Source organism: Chitinimonas koreensis, from assembly GCF_014353015.1.
Classification (GTDB): domain Bacteria; phylum Pseudomonadota; class Gammaproteobacteria; order Burkholderiales; family Chitinimonadaceae; genus Chitinimonas; species Chitinimonas koreensis.
Window position 1 is genome coordinate 3283363 of the sequence record NZ_CP060704.1, and the last position, 18212, is coordinate 3301574.

Sequence of the window (18212 nt, forward strand, 5' to 3'; positions counted from 1 at the left end):
CCGGTTCAGCAGCAGGGTGCCGGAGAATTTGCTGCCCGCGACGTAGCCGACGCTGGGTCGGCCCGGTTGACGTACTCGAAGCGGACGACGGTGGCCGGCGTGGTCAGGCCGGCGCCGGCGTTGGTGACATAGCGGATTTCCTCGGGCACCTGCTCGCCGGCCGCCAAGCTGTTCCGATAGACGAAACTGATCGTGTTGCCGCGCACATCGGCGATGCTGCTCTGGCTCCAGCTCACCGCTTCGGTCTTGCCGGCGGCATTGGCCAGGAGGCGGGAGTCCGCGGTCACACCGTAGTCGACGATCAGGCCGGATTTGGTCCAGACGCGGAAATACTGCGGACCGCTGCCCAACGTGCCGTAGGAGACGATCTTGCTGAACGATTCGAGCTGCGTGCGGTATTCGGTGCCGTTGGCGCCATAGCTGCCGCTGACCGCGATCAGGCGCTGGCCGTCGAGGCAGAAGCGGTCGTTCGCATCATGGCCGACCGAGCCTTTCTCGCCATCGATGAAACGCGACTTGGGGCAGCGGCTGACGGCCGACAGTCCGGTCAGCGACCAGCCCATCCCCAGCGGGCTGTAGCCGCCCTGGCTGCTGTAAGCCAGGCCCAGCGTGGGCTGCATGCCGCCGCTGCCGGACGGCAGGCCGAGCGGGATCGTGTAGGTCGCCGCACCCGAGGCGGCCACTTCGAAAGTGCCCGGCAGCGATCCAGCGGCAGCACCAGTCGGCAGCATGCCGGCGGGGTCGTCGAGGGAAACCGGCGGCACGGGCGGAACCGGTGTCGATCCACTGCCATCGGCGTCGGACAGGATCAGATCCAGAATGCCGGGCAGCGCAGCCAAGGTGCCTGCGCTCGCCCCCACCGTGACATCGATCGTCTGGGTATTGGCTTGACGCGGACCACCGGTGGCACTGTGCGCCGTCGCGGCGGCGCGGAAACGATAGGCCTTGGCCTGCAGTCCCGTCACGGTCAGGGAGAAGGGAGATGTCGCCCGCCCCAGCAGCGTATCGCCATCGTAAAAATCGACGTAACTCGGCGAAAAGCCGGAATCCACGACCATGCCGGCACTCAGGGTGATGGCGGCAGGTGCGGCATAGCGGGCACCGTTGGCGGGCGCGGTGAGCGTGGCCGTCATCGCCCAGACCGGCGTGGCCAGCATGCCCAGCAGCAGCATGACCACACCGAACAGCATCGCACTACGGTCCGGCCATCCGGCTACCCCACGTCTCGCAGGCCCTGAAGTATCCGGCCACGCCCTTTCGAACCCGCAATGCAGATGCTGCCCACGCCCCTGATATTTCATGATTTCAGACCCTATCCAACTCATTCTTATTTATTCATGGCACCCATCGGTACCGACCGGCGTATCGGCTAGGTATAGCCCGCCCGTAGGTCAGATGCGGATCAAGCGTACAAAAATGGCTTGTGAATATATCCGAACGGCCATGGCGCGTCATAACCGGCCGCGCGCATTCGCGGTACGGGAATGACCTGCCAATCGAGCCGATGCGCTGCGTGACGCGCCATACGGCGCGAACACGCAGCGATCGGCTGAGCCGGTCTACCTCAATCGCGCGGCTGGAATCCCTCCACCCCCATCCGCCACAGGAAGAAACTCCACACGTCCGCCGTCTCGGCCACCTGCTGCGACTTGGTCGAGCCCATGCCGTGGCCGCCGTCGTAGTCGACCCGCAGGATCACCGGCCGCTTGCTGCTGCTGGCGGCCTGCAGCCGCGCGGTCAGCTTGGCCGGCATCCAGGCGTCGACGCGTGGGTCGTTGGCGCCGGTGGTGACGATCACCGCCGGGTAGGCCACGCCGTCCTTGATGCGGTGGTAGGGGCTGTTGGACAGCATGGCGCGGAAGTCGGCCTCGCGGGTCACCGTGCCGAATTCGGCGATGTTGGGCGGGCCGTTCGGGGTGAATTCCATGCGCAGCATGTCCGACACGCCGACGCCGCTGTTGGCCGCGGTGAACAGCTCGGGCCGCGCGGTGATCGCGCCGCCGATGGTGATGCCGCCGGCGCTGCGGCCCTGGCCGGCCAGCCGCGCCGGCGAGGTGTAGCCCTCCTTCACCAGGTATTCGGCGCAGGCGATGAAATCCTTGGCGGTGTTGGCCTTGGTCTGGATGTAGCCGGCACGGTGCCAGTCCTCGCCGTACTCGCCGCCGCCGCGCACATGGCAGATCGCGCTGACGCCGCCGCGTTCGAGCCAGGCCAGCCTGCCCGCGTCGAAACGCGCTTCCATGGTGATGCCGTAGGCGCCGTAGCCCATCAGCAGCGTCGGGTTGCTGCCGTCGCGCTTGAGCGCCTTGGGATAGACCAGCGACAACGGCACCTCGACGCCGTCGTGGCTGCGCACCATCACGCGGCGTGCCTCGATGGCCGAGAAATCGACCGGCGACGGCGCCTGCAGGCCGGTGTCGGCCAACTTGCCGCTGCGCGGCGCGACCGCGTAGATGCGCGGCGATTCGACCCAGCCTTCGAGCTTGACCAGCGCACCGGCCCGCTCCGGGTCGGTCGACAGCATGCGCAGCGTGCCGGCCACCGGCAGCGCGAGCCGGGCCGGCTTGCCGCGGATCGGCTGGCCGCCGTGGGGCAGCCGCAGCAGCTGGTCGACGCCGCCGAGGTTGGCGCGCACATAGAGCGCGTCGCGCGCCACCGCGGCGTCGCGCAGCACGGCCTGGCCGGCCGGCAGCACGCTGCGGGCGCGGCCGATTTCCGGCCGGGCCAGGTCGAGCGCCAAGAGCTTGCCGCGCGGTGCGCCCCGGTGCGACAGCAGGTAGAGCGTCTCGCCGTGCTGCCAGGCGGCCGCCACCTGGTCGGCCGGCGCGACGATGCGGCGCCACGGCGTGGCCGGGCCGTCGATCCGGTCCAGCGGCGCGATGTAGTAGGAATGCTCGACCGCGTCGCCGTGCATCAGGTCCAGCACCGCGTAGCGCGAGCCGGGCGCGACCCGGACGTTGGGGATGTCGGCGATGTCCAGCGGCATGTCGGCGCGCAGGCCGTAGCCGAACACCGCGGCGTCGCGCTCGAGCGGCTGGCCGAGCTTGTGCAGGTAGACCGCGCTCTTGTTGTAGCGCTCGCGATAGCCGTTGGCGTCGGCCGGCGGCAGCCGGTTGTAGAAGAAGCCGCTGCCGTCGGGCAACCAGCCGAGCTGTTCGTTGAGGCCGGCGCGGTCGATCCGCTCGGCCAGCCACTTGCCTTCGGCCAGGTCGTAGACGCGCAGCTCGCTGTCCTCCGAGCCGCCCTGCGACACGCCGACCGCGATGCGGCGGCCGTCCGGCGCCGGCGCGTACCAGTCGATCGCGTAATGCGCGCCCTCGCTGGGCAGCGTGTCGGGGTCGAGCAGCAGCGTCTCGGCGCCGCTCGCATCGCGCACGTAGAGCCGGCGGCCGTTCCGGCCCGGTTCGGTCTTGAGGTAGAACTGGCGGCCGCCGCCAGCTCGACGTTGCCGATCGAGGTAGTGGCGTTGGCCAGCTCGGTGAGCCGCGCGTTCAGCGCGGTACGGCCGGGGATGCGCGCCAGCACCGCCTCGGCGTAGCCGGCCTGGGCCTTGAGCCAGCTCTTGAACTCGGCGCCCTGCATGTCCTCGAGCCAGCGGTAGGGATCGGCCACCTCGGTGCCGAAATGACGCTCGAGCACCGGCCGCACCGCGGTGGCGGGCGGCGCGCCGAGATCGTCGGCATGGGCTTGGCCGAGACCGGCCAGCAAGAAAACGGACAGCGCGGGACGCAGGGCGGGACGGATCATCGGTTTCCTCTTGTTGTAGATAGGCACAGCCGGCTCGTGACCGGAAGGACCTCGCAGCGTAGCGAATCGGCGCCGCGCCCGACAGGTACAGGACCGGCCCCGCCGTGATATCACGCGCCTGTTCAATACCAGTCCGATACCCGCCCGGCAGCGACCCGCCTGCCAGAAGGCCCGCCCCGCCTGCCTAACGGCCCGGCGGCAAGACCACTTTCCTTGGTCCCGGCAAGGCAATCCGGGCCCGCGGCAAGCCTTGACCGGCGCGCCGTCGATTCACCAATCAATGACAAAGGCATATAAAATAAATTGTGCCATGCAAAGTGGATTCATACTGGCATCGTCACTAATATGTCACATGGCCAATCCGGCACGAGCCGGCATCCCCGGATATGTGCCATCCGCAACGCCGTCAGAGCGTGAACCGAACCTGCGATACACCAAGACGGAGAAACCTCAGATGCACAACACCCGCAAGATGGGCCGGCGGCTCGTGCCGCGCGCCGTCACGCTCGGCCTGATCGCGGCCGGCGCGCTCTATTCACCCAGCGCACTGGCCGCCGCCTGCGCCACCGCCTGGACCGAGGGCAGCACCTATACCGCCGGCGTGCTGGCGTCCTACCAGGGCAGCAACTACAAGGCCCTGGTGACCCATACCGCCTATGTCGGCGCCGGCTGGAACCCGGCCGCGTCGACCACCCTGTGGCAGTCGCAGGGCACATGCAGCGGCACGCCGACCCCGACGCCCACGCCGACGCCGACCCCCACGCCGACCCCACGCCGAAGCCGTCGCCGACCCCGACGCCCACGGCCACCCCGACCCCCGCGCCGACGCCCAGGCCCTCCCCGACACCGACGCCAACTCCCACGCCGACACCGAAGCCGTCCCCGACGCCCACGCCTGCGCCGACGCCCACGCCGGGCAGCTGCTACACGGCCTGGAAATCGGGCACGGCCTATACCGCCGGCCAGCGCGTGACCTACAACGGCCGCAACTACGAAGCGAAGTGGTGGACCACGGATACGCCCTCGGCCAGCACGGCCGGCGACGGCAAGCCCTGGCTCGACCTCGGCGCCTGCAGCGGCACACCGACGCCCACCCCGACGCCGACACCCACGCCGACACCGACACCCACGCCCACGCCCACGCCCACGCCGACACCGACGGCAACCCCACGCCGACGCCCGCACCGGCTGCCTACAAGCCGCAGGTCCGCTTCGTCGCGGCGCCCGCCGGCTACCCGACCGCCGCGCAGTTCACCGCCGCCGAGCAGGCGCTGGCCGCCCAGATCGGCACCGACGCCCAGGCGCTGAACCGCATCCGCGCCGCGCTGCGCGTGCTGCCCGACGCCGACGTCAACGCGGTGGTGGCCGGCCGCACGGCCAACCCGGACAACGTCAAGCGCGTCGAGCGAGTGCTTGGCCAGGCCAAGTTCGACCAGTTGTTCCCGGTCCGCCACGTCAACTACACCTACACCAACTTCCTGCGCGGCATCGCCAAGTTCCCGGCCTATTGCGACAACTACAGCGACGGCCGCGACGCCGACGCGATCTGCCGCAAGCTGCTGGCCACTTCGTTCGCCCATTTCGTGCAGGAGACCGGCGCCAACTGGCCGGCGCTGACCGCGGCCACCGCGCGCACCTACAGCGAGCACAACAACGCGGTGCTGGCGACCTTGCCGCAGAACGACGCGATCGCCAGCTACCGGCAGGCGCTGTGGTACCTGCGCGAATCGGGCTATGCCGAGGGTTCGTCGGTCGGCGCCTACCAGGACTGCTTCAACGGCGCCGGCAGCTCGATCTTCTCGATCTTCTATCCCTGCGCCCAGAACACCCAGGGCAAGTACCTCGACTACTTCGGCCGCGGTTCCAAGCAGCTGTCCTGGAACTACAACTACGGGCCGTTCAGCAAGTCGCTCTACGGCGACGTGAACGTGCTGCTCGACGATCCGGGCCGGGTCGCCGACAGCTGGCTCAATTTCGCCTCGGCCGTCTGGTTCGCGGTCTACCCGCAGTCGCCCAAGCCGCCGATGACCTGGGTGGTCGACGGCAGCTGGGTGCCCAACGCGGTCGACCTCGCCAACAATATGAAGCCGGGTTTCGGCGCTACCGTGTTCATCATCAACGGCGGCATCGAGTGCGGCGGCGGCGGCGCGGAGAAGACCCAGGTGCAGAACCGGATCGCGGCCTACCGCGAGTTCGCCCGCGAGCTCGGCGTGACCATCGCGGCCGACGAGCCGCTCGGCTGCGCCGCGATGAAGGGCTTCCAGTCGGGCTCGGCGGCGGCCACCCGCACCTATCTCGACAAGGACTGGAGCTACAACGCGAACAATCCGGGCGGGGTGAGCTGGGCCTGCAAGCTGGTCGACTATCAGATGCCGTTCTCGCTGGCCAATGCGGGCGACTACAAGCAGTGCGTCGACTACATGTTCCGCGGCCAGGTGGTGTGGCAGGGCACGACGGTGATCGACAACACCAAGTAGGCGACTCTCCACCTTCCATGCCGTACTCGACGGCGTGCCTCACGGCACGCCGTTTTTCATGGCCGCTCGCCGGCGGGGAAACGGATGCAGGAGCGGCTTCAGCCGCGAATGGCCGATCCGCGTGCGGCGGGTTCTCGACCATTCGCGGCTGAAGCCGCTCCCACAAGATCGGCCGGTGCGCCCAGGGCGCGACGGCGTGCGCCGCGGCGCATCTTTTTCGCGCCCACTCGCCGGCGGGAAGCGGATGTAGGAGCGGCTTCAGCCGCGAATAGCCGATCTGCGTGCGGCGGATGTTCGACCATTCGCGGCTGAAGCCGCTCCTACGGATCAATTCCTTCGGATCAATTCCTTCGGATCGATTGCTGCGGATCGATTGCTGCGATCCGAACAATGGGCGCGGCGGACTACTTGGCCGCCAGCCGGCTGCGGTAGACCGGTACCAGGTAGGGCGGCAGCCAGCGCTCGTAGGCGGCCTGGAAGGTCTTCTGCAGCTCCGGCGTCCTGGCCAGCGCGTCGAGGTCGGCGAAGACCGCGTCGGTGCGCGCGTCGCGGGTACAGCTGAAGCTCAGCGTGACCAGGTCGCGGCTCTCGGCGATCGGGTAGGTGTAGTAGGCGCTCTCGTCGCGCGAGATGTACATCGCCTCGGTCGGATAGGCGAGGAAGGCGTCGACGCGTTCGGCCTGCAGCATGCGGAACAGCGTCGAGGTGACGTTCTGGCCGTAGACCGGCGCGATGCGGCCGGCCGATTCGGCGGCGACGCGCTTGAGCACCGCATCGGCGCGAGCGCCGTAGGTGCGCTTGGCGGTCACGCCGAAGACCAGGCCGGCCTGCTTGCCCAGCGTGTCGAGGCTGATCAGGCCGTCGGCGTCGCGCAGGCGGTCGTAGCGCACGCGGTCGGCGGTGCGCACGATCAGCACCACCGGCAGGATGCGGCCGACCGGGGCGGAAAAGCGCAGGAAGGCCTCGCGCTCCGGCGTGGCCAGGAAGTCGCGGGTGCAGTAGGCGCCGCCCTGTTTCATCATCTCCAGCTCGCGCACCAGCGGCACCTTCTCGATGCTCGCCTTGTGGCGCGGCAGCTTGCCCAGCGTGTAGTCCACCAGCTGGTCGATATAGCCCTGGCCCTCGTTGGGCCCTTCGGTGATGGTCGCCGGCGGCAGGTTCTGCTTGAGCCAGACCAGCGGTTCGGCCTGGACCGGCGCGATGCCGGCCGCGGCGAACGCCAGCAGCGCGGCCAGCCGGCCGGCGCGGCGCCGCAGGCTGGACGGCATGGATGGAAGACGGTCGGGCATGGTGCGCTCCTTCGCCGCGAAGGCGGGTGTCGGGAATGGATCCGGACCGCTGCGGTCCGGCTCGCGGATCGGCCAGGCCGTGGATCGGCCAAAATCGGGGGAGGCATACGGCCGGCGCCGCGGCGAAGCGGCTTGCGGAATGCGCCGCGCAGGACGCGCGGATCGCGGAAACGGGGTGCGGGAAGGTGAAACGCCGGACGCGCGCCCCGCGGCGCCGTCCGGCCCAGTGATCGATCGCCGTCGCACGGGAAAGGCGGATCCCCCACGGCCCGCCCTTCCCTGCCAGACGATACGATTATTGCATCGATCTTACGGCGTGCCAGCCGGCAGGTTCGGGTACTCCTGCTTGATGGCGAAGGTCTTGCTACCCACCGTCACGATGTAGTTCGACGGCCCGGTGATCGGCAGGTAGTAGTTCAGCGTGATGTCGACCGTGGCGCCCGGAGCCAGCGTCTGCCAGGTCGGCAGCGTGATCTGGGCGGTATGGAAGTCGCCCTTGAAGCCGCCCACGTTGGCACCGGTATGCTCGGACGCCGTCACCTTGAGCCCCATGCCCGACTGGTCGGCCATGTTGTTCGGCGCGGAGACCGGATACTGGAACTCGATCTTGCTGCCGCCCGGGATCGTCGCCGTGGTCTTGTTGGTGATGCGCAGCGTCGGGTTGAGCGGGTAGTTCTGGTCACCGAGCTTGAAGTTGATGACGTCGAACTGCAGATCGAGCGTGCTGGTCGGCATCGTCTTCTTGGCGCGCTTGTTGCCGTAGACGGTCGCGCTCTTGAAGGCGTCGTTCAGCTTGGTGGTCAGCGTCTGGCCGATGTAGTACTGGCCGTTGGTCTTGGCATAGTCGCCCGCCAGCTCCCAGAACATCACGCCGCCGATGCCGTTGTCGATGACCCACTGCGCCTTGCGGGCGATGGAGGTCTCGTCCTCGGTCGACAGGAACACCTTCTTCGACGCGTTCCACAGCCACGGCGCGACCAGGGTCGCATCGTAGTTGCGGGCGTAGGTGCCGACCAGATCGGCCGCCGTCAGGCCGTACAGCCCGAGGTAGCTCGGCACGATGCCTTCCTCGAGGTTCTTGGCGTGCCACATCGGGTTGGAACCCGCACCCATCTCCACGCCGTTCGCGTCGAGGTCGTGCCAGATGTTGTCGATGCCGGTCGCGCCGGTACCGCACTCGGTCAGGCCCGGTCCGCACTGGGTCGACTTGGCCGAGGTGCCCCACAGGCCGTTGGTGCCGCCGGTCACGCCCTTCCAGCCGCGCGTGTAGTACGGCACGCCGACGTTGATGCGGCCGGCCGGCAAGGCGCCGCGGAAGTAGCGGTAGGCCCAGTCGGTGTTGAGGTAGCCGATGCCGCCGTACTGGCTGGTGGTGTAGACGCCCCACTTGGCCAGCTCGGCATCCTTGCCGTCGTCGAACAGCGCGGCGTTCGGACCGACGAACTCGTTCCAGGCGCCGTGCAGGTCATACGTCATCATGTTGACGTAGTCGAGGTACTGCACGCCCTGGAAGGTCTCCATGCCGCGCAGCAGATAGCCCGACGAGGGCGAGGCGATGGTCAGCATGTAGTAGCGGTTGTCGGCGACCGACGCCTGGTCGAGCTTCTGCCGCAGCACCTTCAGCAGCTCGCGGTAGGACGCCTGCAGGCCGGCCAGGCGCGGTTCCGACACCGCCCAGTCGAGCGGATTGCCCGCCTTGGACATGGTGGTCGGGTACTCGTAGTCGAGGTCGGCGCCATCGAAGTTGTACTTGCGCAGGAAGGCGACCACCGAGTCGGCGAAGGTGTTGATGCCGGCGGTGTTGATGCTGCCGTTGGCATTGGTGGTCATGCTGTAAAAGCCGCCGGAAGCGACGCGGTTGCCGTCGCCGCCGAAGTAGCCGCCGGTCTCGGCCCAGCCGCCGATCGAGATCAGCGTCTTCACGCCCGGGTTCTGCTTCTTGTACTTGTTCAGCAGGTTGAAATGACCCTTATAGGTCAGCGTGCTGTCCATCTCGGCGCCCGCCACGCCCGGCCATTCCATGCCGGTCGCCTCGTTGCCGGCCACCGTTTCGTTGACCGAGATCTTGTTGGCGCTGTCGATGTGGGCGAAGGCGTAGTTGATGTGGGTGATCTTGTTCCAGGGAATGTCCTTGGCCAGATAGGCCGGCAGGCCGTTCTTGCCGGTACGCCAGCTGGTGAAGTAGCCGATGATGCGGCGCTTGTTGCCGTTGGCCAGCTTCTCGCGGCCCTGGCTGTCGTACGCGAGGCAGTAGGGCACGTCGATCGCCGCGCCCTTGGTCAGGCCGTCCGGACGGCAGGCTTCGTTGCCGGTCGGGGTGGGCGTCGGGGTTGGCGTGGGAGTGGGAGTGGGCGTCGGCGTGGGCGTCGGGCTCGGCTTCGGCGTGGGCGTCGGGGTCGGCGTGGGGGTCGGCGTCGGGCTGGGCTTCGGCGTCGGGGTCGGCGTCACCGTGGGCGTCGGGGTCGGGCTCGGCCGCGGGGTCGGCGTCGCCGTGGGAGTCGGCGTGGGCGTCGGGGTCGCAGTGGGGGTCGGCGTCGGCGTCGGGGTCGGCGTCGGGGTCGGCGTCGGCGTCGGGTCGTCGTGCCGCAGGTGCCCTGCGAGCTCCACAGCGACGGCGTGGTGGCCGGGTACCAGCCGGTGCCGGTGTAGGCGGTGTGCGAAACCAGTGCCTTGTAGTTGCTGCCCTGGTAGGACACCACCGTGTTGATCGCGTAGTAGGTGTTGTTCTCCACCCAGGCGGTGGCGCAGGCGGCGGCCAGCGCGCTCGGGGTGTAGAGAAGGCCGGCGGCGGCGAGGCCGACGGTGACGGCGCTCAGCGAAAATCGCCGGGCCGGCTTGCAGGGAATGCGCATGCGTTGAATCTCCATAGCTCTTGTTCGGTGGAAATAAAGTGGACTTATCAAGCTGCTGATTCGACCTCGCCACTCCTTGCAATTCGGCATCGCAGCCACATCCGCACGGTCGCTACGCTGGCAATCCGTACCCTTCCGAGGTCGCAGCCATGCTAAGCCCGGCCTTGAAACACCGTCAACATCGCAAAACAAATCAACCACTTACAAAACACACCACGATTCGTAACAATTTCAATTGGACTACGAACCGAATGCAGCCGGACTCAGGCCGATATCGGCGCTTTTAAAGACCAGCTGGACAATCGAAATTTAAGTGGTATTAATCGACCGCCATTTCGGAGGCAAGGAAACGGACATGCACCGCGGTTCCGTTCGCCTCAAGACCATGTATTCAAAGTGGATTCGCCGCAGGCCCGTCGCCTCGCCGCGCGACGGTCTGTAACAGTGGTCTGGCAGGCCGGCTCGACCTGGCAAGGCCGGCCGGTCGGCGCCGTTTTCCCGTGCACGCTATGGCGGCCGGCTTTAATAGCCATTCGCTATGAGCCGCCGTAGTCCGGCCGGCCTGGCGATAGGCGACTACCTGCCGAACGGCAGCCGCGCTATGGCGGAAGCGACACACCCGCGACGGACGGACACTGGCGGCCAGGGGCGACGCGGGCATGCGACGCAGCGCTGCACCTTGCCCGTCGCCATGGAATCCCCATCGGCGCCCCCCGATGAATGGGCCTTGCCTGCACGACCCAATGAAAAAGGCCTCCCCGTGGGGAGGCCTCGGTCGACGCGGCGACGCAAGGTCGCCGGAGCCGGCGCGGCTTACTTGACGGTGCTCATCTTGGTCATCAGCTCGCCGTCGGCGGTATCGCCATCGAGCGACCAGCTCATCATCCCGCCCAGGCCGCGGGATTTGACGTAGTCGATCTTGGTCTGGATCACGGCCGGGGTGTCGTAGGACCAGAAGTTGCTGCCGTCGAACTTCCAGCTCTGCTTGGTCACCGCATGGGTGAACACGCTGCCGGCCTTGTTCTTCAGCACCTTGTAGTCCTCGATGCCCGGCTCGTAGGTCCCGGTGGCCGGTCCCGTCGCAGCCTGGTACAGGCCGTTGTTGGCATTGGTCACGCCGGTCCAGCCGCGGCCGTAGAACGGGATGCCGATCACGATCTTGCTGGCCGGCGCGCCGCCCGCGATCAGGTTGTCGACCGCTTTCTCGATGTTGTAGTTGGCGCCGAGCGCGGTGGCCGAGTTCGGGCTGGCCGGATCGTTGTACAGGTGCGAATGGAAGTCCGTCGGACCCTGGGCGTCCCAGCCGCCGTGGAAGTCGTAGGACATCAGGTTGATCCAGTCGAGGTACTGGCTGTAGTTCGCCGGCTCGGTCATGTCGATCTTGTCCTTGCCGGCACCGATCGCCACGGTCAGCTTGTAGGTCTTGCCGGTGGTCGCCGTCAGGGCCGTCAGCTGGGTGCGGAACTCCTTCAGCAGCAAAGTGAAGTTCTGCTTGTCGGCCGGGCTCACGGTGTTGTAGCCGAAGCCCTGCACGCCCGGGAATTCCCAGTCGATGTCGATGCCCTCGAACACGCCGACCGCCGCGCCGGCGCCGCCCGCGCCGTCATAGCTCGGCAGGTTGCCCTTGATGTAGATGTTGATGCAGCTCGACACCAGTTGCTTGCGCAGCGCATCGGTCATCGAGGCCGCCGAGAACCACTTGGACCAGGACCAGCCGCCCAGCGAGATCATCGGACTCAGGCCGGGGTACTTGGCCTTCAGCCGCTTGATCTGGCCGAAGTTGCCGCGCAGCGGGCTGTCCCAGGTGTCGGCCACGCCGTTGACCGAGCTGGCCGCGTCGAACGACTTGCTGTAGTCGGCGAACGGATCGCCGCCGTCGCCGTTACCCGATTCGGTGCGGTACTGGATGTCGCATTCGTAGCCGCCGTTCTTCTGGTAGATGTTGCCGAAGGCGTAGTTCAGGAAGGTCAGCTTGGCGGCCGAGCCCGAGGTGTCGATGTTCTTCACCTGGTAGTTGCGGCCGTAGATGCCCCATTGCGCGAAGTAGGAACCGACCTGGCGCGCGCTGGGCGTCGGGGTCGGGGTCGGGGTCGGGGTCGGGGTCGGGGTGGGAGTCGGCGTCGGCGTTGGGGTAGGCGTTGGGGTCGGCGTCGGAGTGGGTGTGGGAGTCGGAGTTGGCGTCGGCGTCGGTCCATTGCAGACACCGACGTCGTTCCAGGGCTTGCCGCTGCCGGTATTGGCCGACGGCACTTCGCCCATCGTCCACCACTTCGCCTCGTAGTTGCGGCCGTCGTAGGTCACGCGCTGGCCGGTGGTGTAGGCCGTGCCGATGCCCAGGCTGCATAGCAGGTGGTCGGAGTGGGCGTCGGCGTTGGGGTCGGCGTTGGGGTCGGCGTTGGGGTCGGCGTTGGGGTCGGAGTAGGCGTCGGAGTCGGGGTCGGCGTCGAGGTGCAGGCGCCTTGCGACGACCACAGCGTCGGCGTCGCGGCCGGGTTCCAGCCGGCGCCGGCATAGGCGGTGTGCGTCACCAGCGCCTGGTAGTTGTTGCTCTGGTAGGACGCCAGCGTACCGGCCGCGTAGGTATTGCCCTCGGCCCAGGCCGTGGCGCAAGCGGCGGCCAGCGCGCTCGGGGCATACAGGAAGCCGGCGACGGCCAGGCTCAGGGTGACGGCGTTCCGCGAAAAGCGCCGGGCCGGTTTGCAGGGTTTGTGCATAGCTTGACTCTCCGTATCTCTTTCAGTGGAAACAAAGTGGACTTATGAAACTGCCCTTTACGACCCCGCCACCCAGCACGGCTCGGCATCGAAACCGGCCGTTGAACCGTTCATGCGGTCGCTACGCTGGCGATCCGCATCCTCCCGAGGTCATGACCCATGCTATGCCCAGCGTCGAAAGATCTTCAACATCGAAAACAAATCAAATACTTACCAGACAGGCCACAATGCGTAGCCGATGACGATGGACTACGCGCCGACTCCGCTCGCCGCCCTGGCCGCGAGCACGCCAAGGCGATCGCTCCGATCAAGCGCAATTGAAGTGGTATTAGACGAGCGCTCGCTCGGACATCGGAAACCGGCCGCGAACCGAGCGGCCGATTCGCCAAGACCCTGTATTCAAAGCGCATTCGTCACCGCACCGCCCGGCCCTCGCACCGGCGCCGGCCGTAGTGGTCTGGCATGCAGCCGTCATCGCGGCTTGACCGGTTTCCGAGGCCGTCGGCGACCACGAGATTGAATGCCGCGCGCCGATAGATCGCCGCTATGGATTGCCGTAGTCGGCCCGCCGCAGCGGAAAACGACTACCTGCCGAACGGTAGGCCGGCGCGCGCGGATGCAACGTATCCGACACAGGAATCGAAGCCGGATCGGCCCCGGCGGCCGCGGTCGAGCGGCAAGCACCCCGCCAAAAGCGAACGCCCGGCATGGCCGGGCGCTGCATTCCGATCGTTCCCCGCGTGCGAAGCCGGGCGAGGAAGGATTCAGACTCCGTGATAAGTCCCGTAGAAGCTCGCGAAATCGTTGTCCCAGCGGAAATTGATGAAGGACATGGTGATGCTCACGTCGAGCCCCTCGACGTAATGCCAGCAGCCGACCGGCAGGAACAGGATCTCGCCCGGCGCCAGCTCGACCTCGAGCCGCTGCGCGTCGCGCATCAGCGGGAAACGGTCGTAGTCGACGCGGCCGGCGTCGACCGGGTGTAGCAGTGCAGGTCGTTGTAGACCTGGCCGAGCTCGACCGCCGGGACCAGCACCACCCGCTTGCGGCCGGCCACCTGGGCCATGAAGTTGTTGGTCAGATCGTGGTGCAGCGGCGTGCGCGTGCCGCGCGGGCCGAACCAGAGGAAGCCGTCGCGGCTGCCGTCGAGGTATTCGGGCAGGCGGCCGATGTCGTCCCACAGCTCGGTCAGCGCCTCGCGGTTGCGCGAGGTATTGTTGGCCGTCATGTAGAAATCGTTGGTCTCGCCGGCCGCCTCGACCTGGTCGACGTAGTCGCCGAAACGCATGGTGCGGCGCAGCCTGGGCTGGTTCACCTCGAAATTGGCGTCGCCGCTGCGGCCGTACTGGACCTCGACTTCGCGCTCGCCGAAGCGGCTGCGGAAGTAGTCGTGATTCCACCGGGTGCGCGCCGGCCAGTCGTCGAGCATGCCGGTGATGATCACCGGCCGGTTGAGCGCGTAGAACTCTTCGAAGAAGGCCTGGCCGTCGAGCCGATGGCGGCGCGGCACCTGGTGGGTACGGCCGTCGAGCCGGTTGAGCTTGCGCTGGATGTCGAGCGGCCAGGTCCGCTTGCGCAGGCGGTTGCGCAGCCGTGCCGCGCCGGCCAGGTAGGGGCTAGCGAGCGCCGCGTCGAGCTCGCGGCCGGCTTCCTCAGGATGGATGCCATTCTCGACCATCGCGCCGAAGATGCTGCCCGGCTCGCCGTCGAGCAGCAGGTTCTCGGCGATCCAGCGCCGCCATTCGTTGTCCACGTGCTTGGTTTCCACCGCGGGGTCCTTGCAGGGCGGACGCCGCGACGCGGCGATCCGCTGGGTTCGTCGGCCGGGGCGATCGCGCTCAGCCGTAGCGGCGCTCGCGCATCCACTTGGTCATGATCCACTTCTCGCCGGCGGTCACCGGCGCGCCGCCGTGCAGCGTCAGCGGATCGAGCTGGCCGCGGCCGTTGGCATAGCGGAAATACACCGCGCAACCCTTGCGCGGCGTCACCGACAGGCCGGCATCGGGAAAGATCGTCGCGCCGCCGGCCTCGACGTCGTTGAGATAGATCACCATGGTCGCCACCCGCTGGCCGCTGCGGGCGACATGGGTGGCGCTGCCCGGATCGGCCGGCGGGAAATAGTCGAAATGCGGGCTGTACTCGCCGCCCACGCCGTAGCGCAGGATCTGCAGGCCTTCGCCGTTCTCCAGCGGCCAGTTCATCAGCCGCGACACCCGGGTATCGATGCGGGCGATGAATTCGTCCTCGCACAGCTTGAAGAAGGTGCCGTCGCTGGTACGCCGCTCGATCACGCTCTCGCCGCCGGTCTGCGGATCGACCGTGGTGGAGCGGCTGAGCTTGCTGCGCGAGCGCTCGATGATCTCGTCGCATTCCTCGTGCGACAGCACGCCGTCGAGCACCAGCACCTGCGGCTTGTCGCAGCGCATGGCCACGGCAACCCGGCGGTCGCCGCCGTCGAGCCGGTTGCCGGCCTCGAACGGCAGATCGTCGTAGACGTAGCCGGCATCGGGCCGCGCCGCGACGGCCGCGGGCTTGAACGAGGACGGCGAGGCCAGCCCGCCGCGGGCATACACGTGCACCAGCGCGCCGGCGTGGGTGGAGTCGAAGCCGGCCCGCACCATGGCGTCGATCATCGATTCGGACGAGCAGCCGCGCGCCACGTTGTCGGATAGCCAGCCTTGCCATTCGGCGGTCAGTTCGGTCATGCGCATCTCGCTGCGGGTCGTTCAGGGAACTTGCATCCACCGGTCGCGGCGCGGGGCCGCGCACCCATGGATCGAAGAAAAAGTGCCTCCCCGCGAGGAGGAGGCCACAGTACTCACGGCGACTCGTGGCCGCCAGAGCCGGCAATCGTATTACTTGACCGTGCTCATCTTGGTCATCAGTTCGCCGTCGGTCGTGTCACCGTCGAGCGACCAGCTCATCAGGCCGCGCAGACCCTTGGCCTTGACGTAGTCGATCTTGGTCTGGATCACGGCCGGGGTGTCGTAGGACCAGAAGTTGGTACCGTCGAACTTCCAGCTCTGCTTGGTCACCGCGTGGGTGAACACGCTGCCAGGCCGGTTCTTCAGCACCTTGTAGTCCTCGATGCCCGCCTCGTAGGTGCCGGTCGCCGCGCCCGTCGCAGCCTGGTACAGGCCGTTGTTGGCGTTGGTCACGCCGGTCCAGCCGCGACCGTAGAACGGGATGCCCAGCACGATCTTGTTGGCCGGTGCGCCGGCGGCGATCAGGGCGTTGACCGCGCTGTCGATGTTGTAGCTGGCGCCGAGCGTGGTGGCCGAGTTCGGGCTGGCCGGATCGTTGTACAGGTGCGAGTGGAAGTCCGTCGGACCCTTGGCATCCCAGCCGCCATGGAAGTCGTAGGACATCACGTTGATCCAGTCGAGGTACTGGCTGTAGTTGCCCGGCTCGGTCATGTCGATCTTGTCCTTGCCGGCACCGATCGCCACGGTCAGCTTGTAGGTCTTGCCGGTGGTCGCCGTCAGGGCCGTCAGCTGGGTGCGGAACTCCTTCAGCAGCAAGGTGAAGTTCTGCTTGTCGGCCGGGCTCACGGTGTTGTAGCCGAAGCCCTGCACGCCCGGGAATTCCCAGTCGATGTCGATGCCGTCGAACACGCCCGCCGCCGCACCGGTGCCGCCCGCGCCGTCATAGCTCGGCAGGTTGCCCTTGATGTAGACGTTGATGCAGCTCGAGACCAGCTGCTTGCGCAGCGCGTCGGTGGCCGAGGCCGCCGAGAACCACTTGGACCAGGACCAGCCGCCGATCGAGATCATCGGGCTCAGGCCGGGGTACTTGGCCTTCAGCCGCTTGATCTGGCCGAAGTTGCCGCGCAGCGGGCTGTCCCACTTGTCGGCCACGCCGTCGACCGAACCGGCCGCGTCGAACGACTTGCTGTAGTCGGCGAACGGATCGCCGCCATCGCCGTTACCCGATTCGGTACGGTACTGGATGTCGCATTCGTAGCCGCCGTTCTTCTGGTAGACGTTGCCGAAGGCGTAGTTCAGGAAGGTCATCTTGGCGGCCGAGCCCGAGGTGTCGATGTTCTTCACCTGGTAGTTGCGGCCGTAGATGCCCCATTGCGCGAAGTAGGAACCGACCTGGCGCGCGCTGGGCGTCGGGGTCGGAGTCGGCGTGGGGGTCGGCGTCGGGGTCGGCGTCGGGGTCGGCGTCGGGGTGGCCGTCGGAGTCGGAGTCGGCGTCGGGCTCGGCCTCGGCGTCGGGGTGGCCGTCGGCGTGGGGGTCGGCGTCGCAGTAGGCGTCGGGGTGGGGGTCGGGCTCGGCTTCGGGGTCGGGGTGGCCGTCGGAGTCGGCGTGGGGGTCGGCGTCGGAGTGGGGGTCGGCGTGGGCGTCGGGGTCGGCGTACCGGTGCAGGTGCCTTGCGAGCTCCACAGCGACGGCGTCGTGGACGGGTACCAGTTGGTGCCGGCGTAGGCGGTGTGCGACACCAGCGCCTTGTAGTTGCTGCCCGCGTAGGACACCACGGTGTTGACCGCGTAGTAGGTGTTGTTCTGGGTCCAGGTGGCGGCACAGGCGGCGGCCAGCGCACTCGGCGAGTACAGGGCGCCGGCGGCGGCCAGGCTCAGGGTGACGGCGGTCAGGCCGAAACGGCGGGGCGGCTTACGAGTTGCTTGCATGCAGAAGTCTCCATCCGAGAAGGATCAAGCGAGGTAGCCGGATTGAACCCCGGTCTGATTTGTTCGATCCCGTCGCCCCCGCAACCATAACGACGTGATCCAGATCATTGGGTCGTGCGTTTTTGCCGCTGCATGTAATACCGGACTGGTCCAAACGGCTCGGACGATACCGGTATTATCATATTGGTCATATGTTGTTTTAATTTGGTATTGGCCGATGCTAGGGCATGCAAAAAATGGGTGTCAATAGCGTTCGGTCAGAAAGCAAGTGGTCCTCCCGGCAGCGTAGCAAATATAAAATTCGCTACACAAAATGATGCAGCGCAATAAATCGTCTCGCGAAACCGGCATCTCAGAGCTTGCAATCCTTATTCAACGCCATATCCGAACCTGCCACCCGACTTTGCATCGCAGCATGAAAAACGGACAACCCGCACCGCCGCGGCCGGAACACCGCCTTCGGCCGTCACATGCTTGTAGTCTTGCTACGCGGCATGAA

General features: G+C 67.2%; 9 protein-coding genes and 3 pseudogenes. 2 read left to right on the forward strand and 10 right to left on the reverse strand.

Annotated elements, in window-relative coordinates:
• Positions 1 to 5 precede the first annotated feature (5 nt).
• From H9L41_RS13875 to H9L41_RS26200, 3 genes and pseudogenes are all read right to left on the reverse strand, one after another.
• Complete coding sequence (locus H9L41_RS13875; RefSeq protein ID WP_187523413.1) at positions 6 to 1190, reverse strand: SpvB/TcaC N-terminal domain-containing protein; 1185 nt, start codon at positions 1188 to 1190, stop codon at positions 6 to 8.
• A 374-nt stretch (positions 1191 to 1564) separates the two neighbouring features.
• Positions 1565 to 3376: a prolyl oligopeptidase family serine peptidase gene (locus H9L41_RS13880; RefSeq protein ID WP_187523414.1), complete on the reverse strand. Its 1812-nt coding sequence runs from the start codon at positions 3374 to 3376 to the stop codon at positions 1565 to 1567.
• 146 nt (positions 3377 to 3522) lie between these two features.
• A pseudogene (locus H9L41_RS26200) lies at positions 3523 to 3747 on the reverse strand (hypothetical protein); the annotation flags it as partial.
• 472 nt (positions 3748 to 4219) lie between these two features.
• On the opposite strand from H9L41_RS26200, the gene H9L41_RS25775 reads away from it, so the two are divergent.
• The gene (locus H9L41_RS25775) at positions 4220 to 4720 is read left to right on the forward strand and encodes a carbohydrate-binding protein (RefSeq protein WP_373282119.1); all 501 of its coding nucleotides are present in this window, start codon (positions 4220 to 4222) and stop codon (positions 4718 to 4720) included.
• Positions 4721 to 4751: 31 nt separating this feature from the next.
• Positions 4752 to 6224, forward strand: a complete 1473-nt coding sequence (locus tag H9L41_RS26205) for a chitinase (protein WP_265583778.1) — start codon at positions 4752 to 4754, stop codon at positions 6222 to 6224.
• A gap of 404 nt (positions 6225 to 6628) precedes the next feature.
• Here the strand turns inward: H9L41_RS26205 and H9L41_RS13890 are convergent, their stop codons facing one another.
• The 7 genes and pseudogenes from H9L41_RS13890 to H9L41_RS13920 form a co-directional block, all read right to left on the reverse strand.
• Entirely contained in the window at positions 6629 to 7513 is an 885-nt protein-coding gene (locus tag H9L41_RS13890; RefSeq protein ID WP_169730204.1) for a TIGR02285 family protein, read from the reverse strand.
• A 309-nt stretch (positions 7514 to 7822) separates the two neighbouring features.
• Positions 7823 to 9961 carry a chitinase C-terminal domain-containing protein gene (locus H9L41_RS13895; RefSeq protein WP_373282019.1) on the reverse strand — a complete coding sequence of 713 codons (2139 nt, stop codon included), beginning with the start codon at positions 9959 to 9961 and terminating at the stop codon, positions 7823 to 7825.
• Positions 9958 to 10455, reverse strand: coding sequence for a carbohydrate-binding protein (locus H9L41_RS26210; protein WP_373282020.1), 498 nt, complete (start codon positions 10453 to 10455; stop codon positions 9958 to 9960). The genes H9L41_RS13895 and H9L41_RS26210 overlap by 4 nt, the downstream gene beginning before the upstream one ends.
• A gap of 723 nt (positions 10456 to 11178) precedes the next feature.
• A pseudogene (locus H9L41_RS13905) lies at positions 11179 to 13079 on the reverse strand (glycosyl hydrolase family 18 protein).
• Between the two features lie 764 nt (positions 13080 to 13843).
• Positions 13844 to 14757 (reverse strand): annotated as a pseudogene (locus tag H9L41_RS13910) (cupin-like domain-containing protein).
• Between the two features lie 160 nt (positions 14758 to 14917).
• Positions 14918 to 15784, reverse strand: coding sequence for a 2OG-Fe(II) oxygenase (locus H9L41_RS13915; RefSeq protein WP_028446807.1), 867 nt, complete (start codon positions 15782 to 15784; stop codon positions 14918 to 14920).
• A gap of 150 nt (positions 15785 to 15934) precedes the next feature.
• A complete protein-coding gene (locus H9L41_RS13920; RefSeq protein WP_187523415.1) occupies positions 15935 to 17713 on the reverse strand; it encodes a glycosyl hydrolase family 18 protein in 1779 nt (592 codons plus the stop codon).
• Positions 17714 to 18212 lie beyond the last annotated feature (499 nt).

Bases quoted from the DNA above. Each gene is read 5' to 3' on its own strand.
- H9L41_RS13920 (WP_187523415.1), bottom strand. From the start codon at position 17,713: ATGCAAGCAACTCGTAAGCCGCCCCGCCGTTTCGGCCTGACCGCCGTC.
- H9L41_RS13875 (WP_187523413.1), bottom strand. From the start codon at position 1,190: ATGCTGTTCGGTGTGGTCATGCTGCTGCTGGGCATGCTGGCCACGCCG.
- H9L41_RS26210 (WP_373282020.1), bottom strand. From the start codon at position 10,455: ATGCCGAATTGCAAGGAGTGGCGAGGTCGAATCAGCAGCTTGATAAGT.
- H9L41_RS25775 (WP_373282119.1), top strand. From the start codon at position 4,220: ATGGGCCGGCGGCTCGTGCCGCGCGCCGTCACGCTCGGCCTGATCGCG.
- H9L41_RS13915 (WP_028446807.1), bottom strand. From the start codon at position 15,784: ATGACCGAACTGACCGCCGAATGGCAAGGCTGGCTATCCGACAACGTG.
- H9L41_RS13890 (WP_169730204.1), bottom strand. From the start codon at position 7,513: ATGCCCGACCGTCTTCCATCCATGCCGTCCAGCCTGCGGCGCCGCGCC.